Origin of the sequence: Nakamurella endophytica (genome assembly GCF_014646215.1) — a bacterium.
GTDB lineage: Bacteria > Actinomycetota > Actinomycetes > Mycobacteriales > Nakamurellaceae > Nakamurella > Nakamurella endophytica.
The window spans coordinates 632,910-648,743 of the sequence record NZ_BMNA01000003.1; the positions used below are offsets into that span (position 1 = coordinate 632,910).

Annotated in this window: 14 protein-coding genes and 1 tRNA gene; 4 read left to right on the forward strand and 11 right to left on the reverse strand. The window is 74.5% G+C overall.

Annotation, left to right across the window (positions count from 1 at the left end):
* Positions 1 to 47: 47 nt before the first annotated feature.
* From pknB to IEY37_RS10035, 7 genes are read right to left on the reverse strand one after another with little or no spacing between them, the layout of a single operon-like run.
* Positions 48 to 2,480, reverse strand: coding sequence for a Stk1 family PASTA domain-containing Ser/Thr kinase (gene pknB, locus IEY37_RS10005; protein WP_188941364.1), 2,433 nt, complete (start codon positions 2,478 to 2,480; stop codon positions 48 to 50).
* A gap of 37 nt (positions 2,481 to 2,517) precedes the next feature.
* Positions 2,518 to 3,915, reverse strand: coding sequence for a serine/threonine-protein kinase (locus IEY37_RS22655; RefSeq protein ID WP_308426372.1), 1,398 nt, complete (start codon positions 3,913 to 3,915; stop codon positions 2,518 to 2,520).
* Positions 3,916 to 3,917: 2 nt separating this feature from the next.
* Positions 3,918 to 5,396 carry a penicillin-binding transpeptidase domain-containing protein gene (locus IEY37_RS10015; protein ID WP_229674246.1) on the reverse strand — a complete coding sequence of 493 codons (1,479 nt, stop codon included), beginning with the start codon at positions 5,394 to 5,396 and terminating at the stop codon, positions 3,918 to 3,920.
* Complete coding sequence (locus IEY37_RS10020; protein WP_229674247.1) at positions 5,393 to 6,817, reverse strand: FtsW/RodA/SpoVE family cell cycle protein; 1,425 nt, start codon at positions 6,815 to 6,817, stop codon at positions 5,393 to 5,395. The genes IEY37_RS10015 and IEY37_RS10020 overlap by 4 nt, the downstream gene beginning before the upstream one ends.
* Entirely contained in the window at positions 6,814 to 8,952 is a 2,139-nt protein-coding gene (locus IEY37_RS22660; RefSeq protein ID WP_308426373.1) for a PP2C family protein-serine/threonine phosphatase, read from the reverse strand. The genes IEY37_RS10020 and IEY37_RS22660 overlap by 4 nt, the downstream gene beginning before the upstream one ends.
* A 31-nt stretch (positions 8,953 to 8,983) precedes the next feature.
* Positions 8,984 to 9,478 (reverse strand): FHA domain-containing protein FhaB/FipA, encoded by a 495-nt coding sequence (locus IEY37_RS10030; protein ID WP_188941365.1) that lies wholly within the window; start codon positions 9,476 to 9,478, stop codon positions 8,984 to 8,986.
* 8 nt (positions 9,479 to 9,486) lie between these two features.
* On the reverse strand, positions 9,487 to 10,899 hold the full coding sequence (locus IEY37_RS10035) for an FHA domain-containing protein (RefSeq protein ID WP_188941366.1): 1,413 nt from the start codon (positions 10,897 to 10,899) through the stop codon (positions 9,487 to 9,489).
* 144 nt (positions 10,900 to 11,043) lie between these two features.
* On the opposite strand from IEY37_RS10035, the gene IEY37_RS10040 reads away from it, so the two are divergent.
* A tRNA-Leu gene (locus IEY37_RS10040) sits at positions 11,044 to 11,129 on the forward strand.
* Positions 11,130 to 11,153: 24 nt separating this feature from the next.
* Here the strand turns inward: IEY37_RS10040 and IEY37_RS10045 are convergent.
* The 4 genes from IEY37_RS10045 to IEY37_RS10060 all read right to left on the reverse strand — a co-directional run bounded on the left by IEY37_RS10045 (position 11,154) and on the right by IEY37_RS10060 (position 13,013).
* The gene (locus IEY37_RS10045; RefSeq protein ID WP_188941367.1) at positions 11,154 to 11,540 is read right to left on the reverse strand and encodes a winged helix-turn-helix transcriptional regulator; all 387 of its coding nucleotides are present in this window, start codon (positions 11,538 to 11,540) and stop codon (positions 11,154 to 11,156) included.
* Positions 11,541 to 11,688: 148 nt separating this feature from the next.
* The gene (locus IEY37_RS10050) at positions 11,689 to 12,036 is read right to left on the reverse strand and encodes a YciI family protein (RefSeq protein WP_229674275.1); all 348 of its coding nucleotides are present in this window, start codon (positions 12,034 to 12,036) and stop codon (positions 11,689 to 11,691) included.
* An 82-nt stretch (positions 12,037 to 12,118) separates the two neighbouring features.
* Positions 12,119 to 12,400, reverse strand: coding sequence for a DUF2277 domain-containing protein (locus tag IEY37_RS10055; protein WP_188941369.1), 282 nt, complete (start codon positions 12,398 to 12,400; stop codon positions 12,119 to 12,121).
* 61 nt (positions 12,401 to 12,461) lie between these two features.
* The gene (locus tag IEY37_RS10060) at positions 12,462 to 13,013 is read right to left on the reverse strand and encodes a DnaJ family domain-containing protein (protein WP_188941370.1); all 552 of its coding nucleotides are present in this window, start codon (positions 13,011 to 13,013) and stop codon (positions 12,462 to 12,464) included.
* Positions 13,014 to 13,104: 91 nt separating this feature from the next.
* On the opposite strand from IEY37_RS10060, the gene IEY37_RS10065 reads away from it, so the two are divergent.
* From IEY37_RS10065 to IEY37_RS10075, 3 genes are read left to right on the forward strand one after another with little or no spacing between them, the layout of a single operon-like run.
* A complete protein-coding gene (locus IEY37_RS10065; protein WP_188941371.1) occupies positions 13,105 to 13,821 on the forward strand; it encodes an HAD family hydrolase in 717 nt (238 codons plus the stop codon).
* A gap of 28 nt (positions 13,822 to 13,849) precedes the next feature.
* Positions 13,850 to 14,761, forward strand: a complete 912-nt coding sequence (locus IEY37_RS10070; protein WP_188941372.1) for an NADP-dependent oxidoreductase — start codon at positions 13,850 to 13,852, stop codon at positions 14,759 to 14,761.
* 51 nt (positions 14,762 to 14,812) lie between these two features.
* Complete coding sequence (locus IEY37_RS10075; protein ID WP_188941373.1) at positions 14,813 to 15,823, forward strand: aldo/keto reductase family protein; 1,011 nt, start codon at positions 14,813 to 14,815, stop codon at positions 15,821 to 15,823.
* Positions 15,824 to 15,834: the final 11 nt, after the last annotated feature.

Sequence of the window (15,834 nt, forward strand, 5' to 3'; positions counted from 1 at the left end):
CGGGGAGCCGGGTGGGTCCGGGTCGGCGACCGGGACCCACCCGGGCGTCAGCCGCCGGTGCGGGCGGTCGTGCGCCCGTTGCCGTTGCCGTTGCCGCCGCCGTTGGCCGTGGTGGCCGGCGCGCTGCTGCTGCTGCTGCTGGTGCTGGGCGGCGTTGTGGTCGGCGGCGGCGGCGGCGTGGAGGACGAGCTCGACGAGCTCGACGAGCTCGAGGTGCTCGGCGTCGTGGGCGGACGCGATGTCGTCTTCGGCGCCTCGGGCCCGTAGACCAGCAGCGTGACCGTCTGGTCGAACTCCAGCGGCGACCCGCTGGACACGCTCTGCGAGAGGACGTGGTAGGCCTGCCCGGCCGGGGCGTACCCCGGCTGCTGGACGACGTCGATGTTGCCGCTGGGGATGCCCTGGTTGTTCATCGCCGCGACGGCGTCGTCCAGGACCTGGCCGACGACGCCCGGCACCGGCCAACTCAGTGCCTTGCCGACGGTCACCTGCACCGGGTTGATCTTGTTCAGCTTGCTGCCGGCGGCCGGGGTCTGGGCGACGACCGCGCCGACCTGGGCCCGTTCGGTGACGTCCTGGGTGCGCTGGCCGAGGCTCCCGACGTCGCCCTTCCAGCCGGCCTGCTTGAGCTGGGCGGCGGCCTGCTCGGGCGTCTGGTTGGTCAGCGGCGGCATGACGAACAGGCTGTTGTTGGACACCTGAAGGGTGATGACCGTGCCGGCCTGCACCGGATCGCCGGGCTGTGCACCGCTGAGCCCGAGGACCTGGTTGGCCGGCTCGGTGCCGTCCACGGACTGCTGGGTCGCGTCCAGGCCGAGCTTGACCAGCTCCGCCTTGGCGTCCGCGAACTGCTTGCCGACCAGGTCCTTGGGGATCGCCTTGTAGGCGACGCCGGTGCCGATGGTGACGGTGATCGTCGAGCCGGGCTTGACCTCGCTGTTCGGCGCCGGGTCCTGCTGGAAGACCTTGTTCTTGTCGTTGTCGGTCGAGGCCGCGGTCCGCTGCTTGTACTGCAGGTTCATCCTGGCCAGCTGGTCCTTGGCGGTGGCGGCGTCCATCCCGCTCAGGTCCGGCACCAGCACCGACGTCTTGCCGCGGCCGACCTCGAGGTTGACCCGCTGACCGGCGGTGACCACGGTGCCCTGGCTCGGGTTCTGGCTGACCACCTTGCCCTTCTGGGAGTCGTCGGACTCCACCTGGGTGACGGTGCCGATGGTCAGGCCCAGCTTGCGCAGCGCCGCGGTGGCCGACGCCTGGGTCTCGCCCTGGACCTGCGGGACGGCGATCGACTTGGTCTCGTGCCCGCCCGAGGTCAGCTTGAGGGTCAGCAGGATGGCGCCGGCCAGCAGCGCGGCGCACAGCACGCCGATGCCGACGAAGCCCCACACCTTGCGGGCCCGGTCGGGGGCGTCCTCGTCCTCCCACATCTCGTCGGGCAGGACGCGGCGCGGCGGCGCCAGCAGCGGGGCGGGCGCGGCGACGGCGCCGATCCGCTGCGGCGGCGCCTTGATGATCCGGGTGCGCTCCTCCTCCGGCATCAGCGGCGTCGCGTGCACCGCCTGGCCGGAGAGCGCCCGCACCAGGTCCGACCGCATCTCGGCGGCCGTCTGGTAGCGGTTCAACGGGTTCTTGTTCAGGGCCTTGAGGACGATCGCGTCCAGGTCCCGGGGGAGTCCCGGGCGGATCTCGCTCGGCGGCTTGGGGTCCTCGCGGACGTGCTGGTACGCGACCGCGACGGGGGAGTCGCCGGTGAACGGCGGGGCGCCGGTGAGCAGCTCGAACAGCACGCAGCCGGTCGCGTAGACGTCGGAGCGGGCATCGACCGCCTCGCCGCGCGCCTGCTCCGGCGAGAGGTACTGGGCGGTGCCGATGACGGCGGCGGTCGCGGTCATCGCCGACTGGCCGTCGGCGACGGCCCTGGCGATGCCGAAGTCCATGACCTTCACGGCGCCGGCCCTGGTCAGCATGATGTTGGCCGGCTTGATGTCGCGGTGCACGATGCCGTGCCGGTGGCTGAAGTCCAGCGCTGCGCAGACGTCGGCGATGATCTCCATCGCGCGCCGGGGCGGCAGCGGTCCCTCGCGCTTGAGCAGGTCGCGCAGGGTCTCGCCGTCGACGTATTCCATGACGATGTACGGCACCGGGCCGGACTCGCCCTGGGTCTCGCCGGTGTCGTAGACCGCGACGATCGCCGGGTGGTTCAGCGACGCGGCGTTCTGCGCCTCGCGCCGGAAGCGGGCCTGGAACGACGGGTCGCGGGCCAGGTCGGCGCGGAGCACCTTGAGGGCGACGTCGCGGCCCAGCCGCAGGTCGCGCCCGCGGTGCACCTCCGACATCCCGCCGAAGCCGAGGGTGTCCCCGACCTGGTACCGGTCGCCGAACAACTGCCCGGTCACGCGGCCGTCCCGCACGCCGTCCGGAGCGGCGTGCCGGCCGGTGCCACCGGCCGGCGCGCCGCCGGGGTCGGGTCTGGATTGCATGCCGGGTTCTCCATCGTCGAGGTCTGCCTCGTCCTGCTCATCGTCGGTCGGTGTGCGCGTCGCTGTCCAGGCCGCCGCCCGGTCGGGCGCAGCGGTCCGGGCAGCCGGGGACGGGCCCACCGGTGCGGGCCACCTGGGAGACGACGCCCCAGTGGGTCCGGGGGTTGCCTGCGCCGGCCGATCCGTCGCCGGGGGACCGGGTGGCGGTGGCCGCCCCAGGTCCCGCCGATGTCTCCGGTGCGGCGACCGGGGCGGCCGCCGGTCGGGCGCCGGACGCCGGAGCCCCCGAGTCCTGCCGCGACGTGGTGACCAGCAGTATCCCGGCCACCGCGGCGGCCAGCAGGATCAGCAGGGCGATGACCACGGCGGCGCCGGTCCGGCGCGGCGCCGGCCGGACGACGGGTAGGCCGGGCACCACCGGCCGCACCGGCCCCACCGGCCCGAGGGGCTCCGGGGCAGGTCCGAACGCGGCCGCGGGCCCGCGGCCGGGCAGCGGCCGGACCGGCGTGCCGGCGGCCCGGCCGGCCGGACCGGGGACGGGGACCAGCCCACCGGTGCGCGGGTCGTGCACGGCGACGGCGGCCGCCGCCGGGGTCACCCCGCTGCGGACCGCGGCGACCGCGGCGGCGAGCGACGCGCCGTCCCGGAACCGGGCGGCGGGGTTCTTGGCCAGCATCCGCAGCACCAGGGCCGCGACGGGCGGCGGGACATCCGGCGGCAGCGGCGGCGGCTGGTCGTGGACCTGCGCCATGGCCACCGCCAGCGGGTTCTCCGCGACGAACGGTCGCCGCCCGGCCAGGCACTCGTAGGCCACCACGCCCAGCGCGTAGACGTCCGACGCCGGCAGCGCCTCGTGCCCGGCCGCCTGCTCCGGGGACAGGTACTGGGCAGTGCCCATGACCAGCCCGCCGCGGGTGACCGGCACCTGGTGCGCCACCTTCGCGATGCCGAAGTCGGTGATCTTGACCTGGCCGGCCGGGGTGATGAGCAGGTTGCCGGGCTTGATGTCGCGGTGCACCAGCGAGCGCGCGTGCGCGGCCTGCAGCGCCCGCCCGGACTGCTCGAGCACGTCCAGGGTCCGCGGCACCGACAGGCGCGGGGTCCGGACCAGCACCGCGGACAGCGGCTCGCCGCTCACCAGCTCCATGACCAGGTAGGCGGTGTCCCGCGGGCCTCCGGCGATGGACGCCACCTCGCCGTAGTCGTAGACCGCGGCGATCCCGGGGTGGTTCAGCGAGGCGGTGATCCTGGCCTCGGACCGGAACCGGTCGACGAACTCGGGGTCGCTGGTCAGCTCGGACCGCAGGATCTTCACGGCCACCCTGCGGGCCAGCCGGGTGTCGTCCGCGGCCCACACGTCACCCATCCCGCCGACGGCGATGCGCCGGGCCAGGCGGTACCGGTCCGACAGCAGCAGGCCCGGGGTCAGCGCCACGGTCACGACCCCGCGGACAGCGCGGCGGCGATCACCGACCGGCCGATCGGCGCGGCGACCTTGCCGCCGGTGGCGTCGAGGGCGCCGTTCCCGCCGTTCTCCACCAGCACCGCCACCGCGACCTGCGGGTCCTCGGCCGGGGCGAACGCCACGTACCAGGCGTGCGGCGGGGTGTTCTTGGGATCGGTGCCGTGCTCGGCGGTGCCGGTCTTGGACGCGATGACCAGGTCCGCGATCTGCCCGGCGCCCGGGGTCTCCTTCTCGGACTCGATCATCATGTCCCGCACCTGGTCGGCGACCGCGGCGGGCATGGCGTCCTGCTGGTCCACCACCGGCTCGGTCGAGTCGATCACCGACAGGTCCGGCCGGGTGGTGCGCTGCACCAGGTAGGGGTGCATCCGGGTGCCGTGGTCGGCGATGGTGGCCGCGATGACCGCGTCCTGCAACGGGGTGAGGGCGACGTCGCGCTGGCCGATGGAGGACTGGGCCACGGCGGCGGCGTCGGGCATGTCGCCCATCCGGGATCCGACCACGTCCAGTCCGACGTTCGTGCCGTCGGGATCGATCCCCAGCGCGGCGCCCTGGTTCTTGATGGCCTGGGCGCCGATCGACATGCCGACCTCGGCGAAGGCGGTGTTGCAGGAGAACGCCAGCGCGGTGGTCAGGGTGACGTCCGAGCCGTCGCCGTCGCCGCAGGTCTCGTTCTCGAAGTTCGACATCGAGCCGCCGCCGGGCAGGGTGATCCGCGAGGCGCCGGTGACCCGGCTCTGCGGGTTGTAGCCGTGCTGCAGCGCCGCGCCGGAGACGACCAGCTTGAACGTCGACCCCGGCGGGTAGACGGCACCGATGGCCCGGTTGGTCCTCGGGGACGGCACGGAGCTGTTGATGATCGCCGACTGCCGCCGCTGCACCGCCTCCGAGTGGCTGGCCAGCGGGCTCGGGTCGTAGGACGGCGTGGTGGCCATGGCCAGGATCGCGCCGGTCTGCGGCTTGATCGCCACGACGGCCCCGGTGTAGCCGTTGGCCGTGAGCCCGTCCCACGCGGCCTTCTGGACGGCCGGGACCAGCGACAGGTAGACGTTGCCGCCGCGCGGGTCCCGGCCGGTGAGCAGGTCGGACAGCTGGTCGCCGAGCAGGCTGTCGTCGTCGCCGGACAGGATGCCGTTCTGCGCCCGCTCGATGCCGGTGGCGCCGTAGACGGACGAGTAGTAGCCGGTCACCGCCTGGTACATGGCGCCGCCGGGGTACTTGCGCTGGTACCGGAAGGCGTCGTTGCTCGGGTCGGAACGGGCCAGCACCACGCCGCCGGCCGCGATGATCTGGCCGCGTTGCCGGCTGTACTCCTCGAGCAGCGTCCGGCTGTTGTGCGGGTCGTTGCGCAGCGCGCCGGCCCGGACCACCTGCAGGTAGGTCAGGTTGGCCAGCAGCAGCACCACCAGCACCATCACCGCGGTGCCGAGGTTGCGGACCGGCCGCCTCACCGGTCGACCCCGCGGGCCACCGGCACCACCGCGGTCGGGGCGTCGGTGAGCGGTGCCTCGTCCTCGGCCGGCCGGGGCGCGGCCGCGGCCGGACGCCGCGACGAGTCCGAGATCCGGACCAGCAGCGCCAGGATGATGTAGTTGGCCAGCAGGCTCGAGCCGCCGTAGGACAGGAACGGGGTGGTGAGCCCGGTCAGCGGGATCAGCCGGGTGACCCCGCCGACCACGATGAACATCTGGAACACCAGGGTGAAGGCCAGTCCCCCGGCGAGCAGCGACCCGAACTGGTCGCGGACCGACATCGCGGCCCGCATGCCGCGGCCGCCGAGCAAGAGGTAGCAGAGCAGGATCGCGGTGAGCCCGACCAGCCCGAGCTCCTCGCCGAGCGCCGCGCTGATGAAGTCCGTCGAGGCGAAGGGCACGATGTCCGGCCGTCCGGCGCCGAGCCCGGTGCCGAAGATGCCGCCGGTACCCAGCCCGAACAGCGACTGCACCAGCTGGTACCCGGTGTTCTGCGGGTCGGCGAACGGGTGCAGCCAGATGTCCACCCGGACCCGGACGTGGCCGAACAGCCGGTAGGCCAGGTAGGCGCCGGCGGCGAAGCCGAGCAGCCCGATGATCAGCCAGGACACCCGGCCGGTGGCCAGGTAGATCATCGCCAGCATCACGCCGAAGATCAGCAGCGAGGTTCCCAGGTCCTTGCCGCGGACCAGCACGCCCAGACAGATCAGCAGCGCGAGCAGCAGCGGACCGAGGTCGCGGGCCCGGGGGAGCACCAGCCCGAACACCTTCTTGCCGGCGCTGGTGAGCACCCGCTGCTTGCTGACCAGGAAGGCGGCCGCGAACACGATCAGCGCGATCTTGGCGAACTCCGCCGGCTGGATCGAGAACAGGCCGGGCACCTTGATCCAGATCTGCGCCCCGTTGACCTCCGAGTAGCGGGCCGGCAGCAGCGCCGGGACCGCGAGGAACGCCAGCCCGACGAGCAGCAGGGTGTAGGGGTACTCGGCCAGCCGGGTGTGGTCGCGGACCACGACCAGCACGACCAGGAAGCACAGCAGTGCGACGCCGGTCCACAGCAGCTGGGCCGGCGCCTGGGCGGTCGGGGCCTGCTGGCCCGCCGCCGCGGCCTTGCCCGCGGCCGCCAGGTCCAGCCGGTAGATCATCACCAGCCCGAGGCCGTTCAGCAGCGCCACCAGGGGCAGCAGGACGGGGTCCGCGTACGGCGCGAACATCCGCACCAGCACGTGGGCGAAGGCCAGCGCGAGCAGGTACCCGCCGCCGTAGGCGGCCAGCGTCCAGGTCAGCTCGCGGCTCTGGTTCAGCTCGACGATGACCAGCGCCGACGACACGATCAACGCGGCGAACACCAGCAGCCAGAACTCCGCCGCCCGGCCGGTCCGGGCCGCGGGCCGCCTCACCCCGCCTCCCGGCAGTTCACCCCGGGCACCTGCGGCGCGTTCGTGAGGGTGGTGCTGGGCGTCGGGGTCGGCGTCACCGTGGCGGTGCTGGTCACGGTCACCGTCGGGGTGGTGCGTGGCGGCGTCGTTCGGGTGGCGGTGGTCCGGGCGGGGGTGCTGCGGGCCGGCGAGGTCCGGGCCGGGGTGCTCCGGGGCGGCGTCGTGCGCGCCGGGGGCCGCGCGGTGCCGGGACCGGTGCCGGTGGGGCGGCCGGCCGTGGCGGTGCCCCGGGGACCGGTGGCGCGCGGGCCGGTGGTGGCGGTGCCGCGGGCCGGGGTCCGGGCGGCGGCGGAGGTTCTGGAGGTCCCTGGGGTCACTGGGGTCGCGGGGGCCGGCGCGGCCAGCTGCGGCTGCGGGGTGAGCGCCGGCGGCGCGGTCTCGGACGCCGCCACGCCGCGGGTGACCGTGGTGACGGTGGTGACCGTCACCGGCGTCGGCGCGGGGCCGGAGGGCCGCCCGCTCCCGGACGCCGTGGGGGCCGCCGTCGCCGTGCTGGATCCCGAGCTGCCCGATCCCGGACCGCCGGATCCCGTGCTGCCGGATCCCGTGCTGCCGCTGGTCGCGGTCGTCCCGGCGGTCGAGGGGCCTGACCCGGACGCCGTCGACGGGCCCGTGGAGCCGGACCGACTGGTCGTCGCGGAGGTGGAGGGCGCGCTCCCGGCGCACAGCGGCAGCAGACCGGTGTCCCTCAGCCGCTGGATCACGTCCCGCGCGCCGTCCAGGCCGTCGACGTTGATGCCCGAGTTCACCTGGTCGCGGGCCGCCTGCTGCAGGTCGTCGACCCGCAGCGGCCGGCAGCCGGTCGCCGCACCGGTCACGCAGGCGTCCTCCAGGACCGAGGCCAGCCGCAGGCCCAGCAGCGATCCGTCGACGCCGCGGTACACCACCACCCGCCCGGCCTCCGCGCCCACGTAGTAGTTCGTCCGTGCCCAGATCCAGCTGCCGGTCAGCCCGACGCCGAGCAGCACCACCAGGGCCAGGGCCAGGGCGGTCCGCCGTCCCCAGCGCCCGCGCCGCCCGGGCGCCGACACCCGCCGGTCCGCGGGGCGGGCACCGGGGGGCGTGCGGTCCCCGGGCCCCGCGGTCCCGCCGGCGGCGCCGTCCCAGTCCGGTCCGGCGTAGTCCGGTCCGTCATAGTCCTCGTCGTCGAACTCGCCGTCGTCGAACTCGCCGTCGTATTCGTCGGTGTCGAAGTCGGTGTCGTAGCCGCTGTCCCCGCCGCCGTCGACGATGTACTCCGGGCGGGCCGGGACGTCCTCGGGGATCGGCGGCAGCGGCACCCGCGGCATGCGCTGCGTCATGGTGATCGGCTGCATCGGGCCGGTGGCGTCGGGATCGTCGGACACCCCCGCCGCGGCGACCGCGGCCGGCCCGGTGCGGCCCACGTCGAGCACGTCGGCAACGACCACCGTGACGTTGTCCGGGCCGCCGGCCACCAGCGCCAGCTGGATCAGGGTGTCGGCGACCTGGTCCGGGTCCGGGCCGGCCAGCGCATCGGCGATGGCCTCCGGGGACACGTAGTCCGAGAGCCCGTCGCTGCAGATCAGGAACCGGTCGCCGGGGGAGACCTCGCGCAGGACGATGGCCGGGTCCATCTCGCTGCCGTTGAGCGCGCGCAGCAGCAGCGACCGCTGCGGGTGGTGCGCGGCCTCGTCCGGGGTGATCCGGCCCTCGTCCACCAGCGACTGCACGAAGGTGTCGTCGTGGGTGATCTGGTGCAGGACCCCGTTGCGGTACAGGTAGGCGCGCGAGTCGCCGACGTGCGCCAGCGCGACGGTCGGCCCGTCGAACAGCAGGGCGGTCAGCGTGGTGCCCATGCCGTCGAGCTCGGGGCTCTCCTGCACGGTGTCGGCGATCGCCTGGTTGCCCTCGCGGGTGGCCGCCACCAGCGGACCCCGCATGTCCGTGCCCAGCGGCAGCTCGTCCAGCGGCGCGAAGGCGGAGACCACCAGCCGGGACGCCACGTCGCCGGCGGCGTGGCCGCCCATGCCGTCGGCGATGACGAGCAGCCGGTCGCCGGCGAAGACGGAGTCCTGGTTGTTCGCCCGGAGCAGGCCCCGGTCGGTGCGGGCGGCGTAGCGGATCCGGTGCGTCATCGGGGGTCGTCCGTCGCGCGCAGTGGTGGGGTCACGGGCGCAGCTCGATGACCGTCCGGCCGATCCGGATCGGGACGCCGACCGGCACGGGCGTCGGCGCGACGACCCGCGTCCGGTCCAGGTACGTGCCGTTGGTGGAGCCCAGGTCCTCGACGGCGTAACCGGAGCCCTGCTGCACCAGCCGGGCGTGCCGGGTCGAGGCGTAGTCGTCGTCCAGCACCAGCGTCGAGTCCTCGGCGCGGCCGATCAGGATCGGCCCCGGCCCCAGCCGGATGCGGGTGCCGGCCAGCGACCCTGCGGTCACCACCAGCATGGTCGGGGTGAGCGGGGCACCGGGGGCGGCCGGCAGCGGCACACCGTGGGAGGCCCTGGCCGCCCGCCGGGCGGCGCGCCGGGACGGGTCGGCGACCCGTCCCTCGGCGGCCAGCCGCAGGTCGGACCGGATGACCCGGATGGCGGCCAGCACGAAGAGCCAGAGCAGGATCAGGAACCCCACCCTGGTCAGCTGCAGGATCAGCGCAGGCACGAACCGGTCTACCCGTGGGTGGCGAACACGACCGTCGAGTGCCCGACCCGGATGACGTCGCCGTCGGCGAGCTGCCAGGTCTGCACGGCCGAGCCGTTGACCGAGGTGCCGTTGGTCGAGCCGAGGTCGTGCAGAACGGCGACCTGGCCGTCGAAGTAGATGTCGGCGTGCCGGCGCGACACCGAGGTGTCCGGCAGCCGGAAGTGGGCGTCCTGGCCGCGGCCGACGATGTTGGAGCCGCGCTGCAGGTGGTACGTGCGGTGGGAGCCGTCGTCGACCGAGAGCACCGCCTGCAGGTCGGCGGGCGGCGCGAGGGGCACGGCGGGCACGGCCGGCGCGGGCTGGCCCCAGGACGCCGGGGGCTGCCCGTACGCCTGGCCGTAGCCGTGCTGGCCGTACTGCTCGGGCTGGCCGTACTGCGGCTGGCCGTACTGCGGCTGGCCGTACTGTGGCTGCCCGTACTGCTGTGGCTGCCCGTACTGCTCGGGCTGGCCGTACTGCTCGGGATGCCCGTACTGCTGTGGCTGTCCGTACTGCTGCCCGTACTGCTGCGGCTGTCCGTAGCCGGCGTACTGGGGAGGCTGCCCGTACGGGGCGTTCTGCCCGTGGCCCTGGCCGTGTCCATACTGGTCCGGCTGCCCGTACTGGCCCTGTCCGTACTGGTCCGGCTGCCCGTACTGCCCGTACTGGGGCTGTCCGTACTGCTGCCCCTGGCCGTACTGCTGGGGCTGGCCCGCGCCGTACTGGCCCGGCTGGTGGCCCTGGTCGTACTGGCCCTGCTCGTACTGGGCCTGCCCGGACCGGTCCTGGCCGTACTGGTGGCCGCCGGCGGGGTCGTAGGACGGCTGCGGTCCGGAGGAGGGGTACGGCCGGCTGCCGCCCGCCTGCGGCGCCGCACCCCACTGCCCGACCTGCTGCCCCCACTCGTCCTGGCCCTCGGGCTGCTCGCCCTGCGGGACGACGGGCTGGCCGCCGCCGTGCGGGCGGTCGTCGTGCTGCTGGCTCATGCGGGACGCTCCCTGGCTGCTGCGGTGGGGCGGACGCCGATCGACATCCGGGTCGACGAACGAGCTGACGCGGAACTGCCCGGTGTGCAGCGAGGGCGACTCCTCGAGGGTGACCGCGACCTCGCCGAAGGTCTGCCACCCCTGCTCGGCGAGGTGGTCGCGCACCATGGCGGACAGGGCGGCGGCGACCCGGTCGTCGTCGGGGCCGACCTCTTCCCGGTCGCTCGGGCCGAGCCGGACGATGTAGTGGTTGGGGGCCACCACGTGGCCGTTCTCGTGGCGGATGCCGGCCGCGGCCTCCCGCTCCAGCGCGGCGGCCACTTCGCTGGGGTGCACACTGCCCCCGAAGAGCCGGGCGAAGGTGCCGGCGACGGCGCCCTGCAACCGTCGCTCGAAACTACCGATGACGCCCATCGTCCCCTCCTCCCCGGTCCACCGGACGATGCTAGTGGTGCGCGCAGTGGACGTCCGGCGCTCGCACAGGTTCCAGCGCTGCGCTGCGGCGGCCGGGGTGGCGGGGACCGCTCCGGCTGCGTGATAGCGTGTCCGGCGTCGCTCGGGCGAGTGGCGAAATGGCAGACGCGCACGGTTCAGGTCCGTGTGTCCGAAAGGACGTGGGGGTTCAACTCCCCCCTCGCCCACCACACCGGCGGTCTCCGCCGGATTTCCTATCCCGAAGCGGTGTGTCGGCCGTCGAAGGCCGCGCGGGCCGCACCGATCTCGGCGGCGTGCGCCGCGCTCCAGTCCCGCAGGCCCTGCAACAGGGGCACCGACCCGCGACCGAGGTCGGTGAGCCGGTACTCCACCCGGGGCGGGACCTCGGGGTGGACCGTCCGGTGCACCATCCCGTCCCGCTCCAGGTGCCGCAGGGTCAGCGTCAGCATCCGCTGCGAGATGCCGTCGACCGCCCGGTGCAGCTGCCCGAACCGCAGCGGCCCGCCGGCGAGGGTGGCGACGACCAGCACGGTCCACTTGTCGCCCAGCCGGTCCAGGACGCCGCGCACCGACCGCCCGTCCGCGACGGCACCCTCGACCGTCCCCGACTCCGTGTCCACCGGCGGCCCCCGTCCGCGAACATGACGGCGGCCGGCCGCTGCCGGGCCGACGTGAGCCGCCGGGTTGCCAGTATGTCCGGTTCGTCACGGCCGCTGCAACCGCATCAGCCGGCCGGTGGTCGCTCGGACCACCGGACCGGCGCGCGCGTCAGGGCACGTAGACCGGCTGCACGATGACGTCCTCGAACGCGGCGTCCGGAACCCGGGCCGCCACCGCCAGGGCGTCCTCCAGCCCGGGTACCTCCACCAGGTAGAACCCGGCCAGGTACTCCTTGGCCTCGGCGAACGGACCGTCGCTGACGGCGGTCCGGCCGTCCCGCACGGTCACCGCCCTGGCGTCGGCCGGGTCGCCGAGGCCGGCCGACGACACCAGCACGCCGGACCGGCGGAGATCGGCGGACAAGGCCCAGTGGGCCTCGCCGAACGCCCCGCGCTGCTCGTCGCTCAAGGTCTCCCAGCGGGCCCGGGAGCGCTCGGTGCTGCGCACCATGATCATGTACCGCACGGCGGTGCCTCCTGACGTCGTGGCCGTTCCCGCGGTGGTCGGCGCGACCGCCAGGTCCTCGACATCGGGCGGCTCAGCCGCCGGCAGCGGCGCGGGCCTCGATCCGGGCGCGCACCTCGGGGCGCCGCAGCGGCGGCACGGTGGGCGGCGGCTGGCGGCGCGCCGGGAGCTGGTCGAGCAGCCGGGCCGAGATGGCGGTGATCTCGGCGACGGCGGCCTCGAACGGCTCGCGGGTGGCGTCGGTCAGCTTCGTCAGGCCGCTGATCTTGCGCACGTACTGGCGCGCGGCGGCCTCGATCTCCTCCGCGGTGGCGTGCGGCTCGAGCCCGCGGAGTTCGGTGATGTTCCGGCACATGCCCCGCAGGGTAGCCAGCCCGGGCCCTGCCGGCAGGGTCGGCGGACAAGGCCGGTGCAGATCAGCCGACGTCCCCGCGGCGGCGACCGGACCGGCGCCACCAGCGGCGCGCCGCGTCGGGCCGGCCGCGCCGCCCGGTGTCCGGCGGTGCGGGGACGGCGCCGGCAGCGGCGTCCGCCGGCGGTGCGGCGGGCGGTGCGACGGGCAGGACGGCCCTCGCCGCCCGCCAGCCGTCGACCACACCGTCCACGTCGACGGGGAGCACGGACACCGGGGGCCCGCTCGGCGGCAGCCGCAGAGCCCGCAGGATGCGCCCGTTGAGTTCCTGCGCGACGGCGCGGACGGCCTCCTCCGAGGTCAGCTCCAGGACCCGGTCCGGCAGCTCGGCGACCTCCTTGCGCAGCAGCAGGGCGGTCGGCAGGAAGACGGTCTGCGGGACGGCCTCGCGGCGCAGCCAGCCGTGCACCCAGGCGTCCTCGCTGCGCAGCCGCTCCTCCGGGATCGGCCGGCCGGACCCGGGCAGCCGGTCGAAGTCGCCGCGCGCCGCGGCCTCGCGGATCTGCCGGTCCAGCGGCGACTCGAAGACCGGGTCCGTCCCGCCGCGTGGCGCCACGTGTCCATCCTGCGACCGCACCGATCCCTGCGGCACACTGCGTGCCGCCGCGCGTGCGCCGGGCACCGGGGCGGGAGAGGGGGCGGGGCCGATGGCGCACGCGCCGGGACGGGCCCGGGTGGAGCCGGGCCGGACGCTGGTGTTCGACGCCGACGACACCCTGTGGGAGAACAACGTCTACTTCGAGCGGGTGATCGCCGACTACCTGGACTGGCTCGCGCACCCGTCCCTCGACCGGGCGGCCGTGCGGCAGGTGCTGGACGACATCGAGCGCGCCAACCTGGTCAGCCACGGCTACGGCAGCGCGGCCTTCCTGCACAACCTCGCCGAGTGCTTCCACCGGCTGATGGACCGCCCGGCGAGCGACCGGGAACGCGAGGAGATCCACGGCCTGGCCACCGACCTGCTGGCCCACCGCATCGAGCTGTTGCCGGGCGTCGCGGACACCCTCACCGAGCTCGCCACCCGCCATCGGCTGCTCTTGCTGACCAAGGGCGACCCCGCCGAGCAGCAGGCCAAGATCGACGCGTCCGGGCTGGCCCACCACTTCGCCGCCGCGGCGATCGTCCCGGAGAAGGACGCCGCCGTGTACCGCGAGCTGCTCGACCGGCACGGGGTGCCGCCGGCGTCGGGCTGGATGGTGGGCAACTCGCCACGGTCGGACATCCTGCCGGCCCGCAGCGCCGGCATGGGTGCGGTCTACCTGCCGCACCGGTCGTCGTGGGTGCTCGAGCACGCCGATCTGGACCCGGACGACCCCCGGATCCTCGTGCTGTCCGGCTTCGAGGAGCTGCTGCTGCACTTCTGACCCCGACGGGGCCGCTACCGTCGGCCGCATGCCCCGCGCGGTCAGGTTCAGCAGCTACGGCGATCCCGACGTGCTCACCGTGGTCGACGAACCGGTTCCCGAGCCGGGGCCCGGGCTGGTCCGTGTCGCCGTGCGGGCAGCCGGCGTCAACCCGGCGGACTGGAAGATCCGCCGGGGCCTGTGGTCCGGTGGCAAGCCGCTGCAGCGCGCCCGGCTGACCGGCTTCGACCTGGCCGGGACGGTGGACGCGGTCGGCGACGGCGTCACGCAGTGGCAGGTGGGCGACCGGGTCGCCGGCAGCAGCGGCCGCGGCGCGTCCGCCGAGTACGTGGTGGCGGCGCCCGGTGACCTCGCCGCGCTGCCGGACGGCGTCGACTGGGTCACCGGCGCGGCGATCGGCGTGGCCGGCAAGGCGGCGATCCGCGTGCTGTCGCTGGCGGGTGTCCGCGCCGGGCAGACGCTGCTCGTGCACGCCGCCACCGGGGGCGTCGGCACGTTCGTGACGCAGCTCGCCGTGTCCCGCGGGGTCACCGTCGTCGGCACGGCCGGCCCGGACAACCAGGACCACCTGCGCTCGCTCGGCGCCGTCCCGGTCCGGTACGGCGACGGCTGGGTCGACCGGGTGCGTGCCGCTGCGCCCGGTGGCGTCGACGCGGTCGTCGACGCCGCCGGCACGGGCGTCCTCCCGGGCTCGCTCGAGCTGTGCCCCGCCGGGCCGGTGGTGACCATCGCGGACTTCTCCGTCTCCGACCCGCGGGTCGTGGTGAGCGAGGGCCGGGAACCGGGTTTCGAGCACGCGCTGGCGGACGCGGTGGCCGCGGTGGCCGCCGGCGTGGTGCGAATCCCGGTGGCGGCCACCTTCCCGCTGGAGCGCACCGCCGACGCGCACCGGCTGTCCGAGACCGGGCACGTCCGCGGCAAGATCGTCACCGTGGTCTGATCCGCGGCGGCCGGCGCGGATGACCACGCGCCCGCGGGGTACCTGTCCGATATGGACTTCCGCTACCTGGGCCGCTCCGGCCTGAAGATCTCCGAGATCACCTACGGCAACTGGATCACCCACGGGTCGCAGGTGGAGAACGACACCGCGACGGCGTGCGTGCACGCGGCCCTGGACGCCGGCATCACCAGCTTCGACACCGCGGACGCCTATGCCAACGGCAAGGCCGAGGAGGTGCTCGGCAAGGCCCTGGCCGGCCAGCGGCGGCAGTCGCTGGAGGTCTTCACCAAGGTCTACTGGCCGACCGGGCCCGCCGGCCACAACGACACCGGGCTGTCCCGCAAGCACATCATGGAGTCCATCGACGGCTCGCTGCGCCGGCTCGGCATGGACTACGTGGACCTGTACCAGGCGCACCGGTTCGACACCGAGACGCCGCTGGAGGAGACCATCCAGGCGTTCGGCGACGTCGTCCGGGCCGGCAAGGCGCTCTACATCGGTGTCAGCGAGTGGACCGCCGACCAGCTGCGCGCCGGGCAGGAACTGGCGCTGCAGAACGGTTTCCGCATCGTCTCCAACCAGCCGCAGTACTCGGCGCTGTGGCGGGTGATCGAGGGCGAGGTCGTCCCGGCCTCGGAGGAGCTGGGCATCAGTCAGGTGGTGTTCTCGCCCATCGCGCAGGGCGTGCTGACCGGCAAGTACCAGCCCGGACAGCCACCGCCGGCCGGCTCCCGCGCCACGGACGAGAAGGGCGGCGCCCGGTTCATCCAGCGGTTCATGAACGACACCGTGCTCGAGCGGGTACAGGCGCTGCGACCGGTGGCCGACGAGCTCGGTCTGTCGCTGTCCCAGCTGGCGGTGGCCTGGGTGCTGCAGAACCCCAACGTGGCGACGGCCATCGTCGGCGCCTCCCGGCCGGAGCAGCTGGCCGACAACGTCGGCGCCGCGGGCCGGACCATCCCGGCGGACGCGCTGCGACGCATCGACGAGGCCCTCGGCGACTCGGTGGAGCGGGACCCGGGCAAGACCGCGGAGAACGCCCCGCAGACCCGCCCGGCCTAGTGCTCCGTGGG

Bases quoted from the DNA above. Each gene is read 5' to 3' on its own strand.
- pknB (WP_188941364.1), bottom strand. From the start codon at position 2,480: ATGCAATCCAGACCCGACCCCGGCGGCGCGCCGGCCGGTGGCACCGGC.
- IEY37_RS22660 (WP_308426373.1), bottom strand. From the start codon at position 8,952: ATGACGCACCGGATCCGCTACGCCGCCCGCACCGACCGGGGCCTGCTC.
- IEY37_RS10035 (WP_188941366.1), bottom strand. From the start codon at position 10,899: ATGGGCGTCATCGGTAGTTTCGAGCGACGGTTGCAGGGCGCCGTCGCC.
- IEY37_RS10050 (WP_229674275.1), bottom strand. From the start codon at position 12,036: ATGATCATGGTGCGCAGCACCGAGCGCTCCCGGGCCCGCTGGGAGACC.
- IEY37_RS10055 (WP_188941369.1), bottom strand. From the start codon at position 12,400: ATGTGCCGGAACATCACCGAACTCCGCGGGCTCGAGCCGCACGCCACC.
- IEY37_RS10065 (WP_188941371.1), top strand. From the start codon at position 13,105: ATGGCGCACGCGCCGGGACGGGCCCGGGTGGAGCCGGGCCGGACGCTG.
- IEY37_RS10070 (WP_188941372.1), top strand. From the start codon at position 13,850: ATGCCCCGCGCGGTCAGGTTCAGCAGCTACGGCGATCCCGACGTGCTC.
- IEY37_RS10075 (WP_188941373.1), top strand. From the start codon at position 14,813: ATGGACTTCCGCTACCTGGGCCGCTCCGGCCTGAAGATCTCCGAGATC.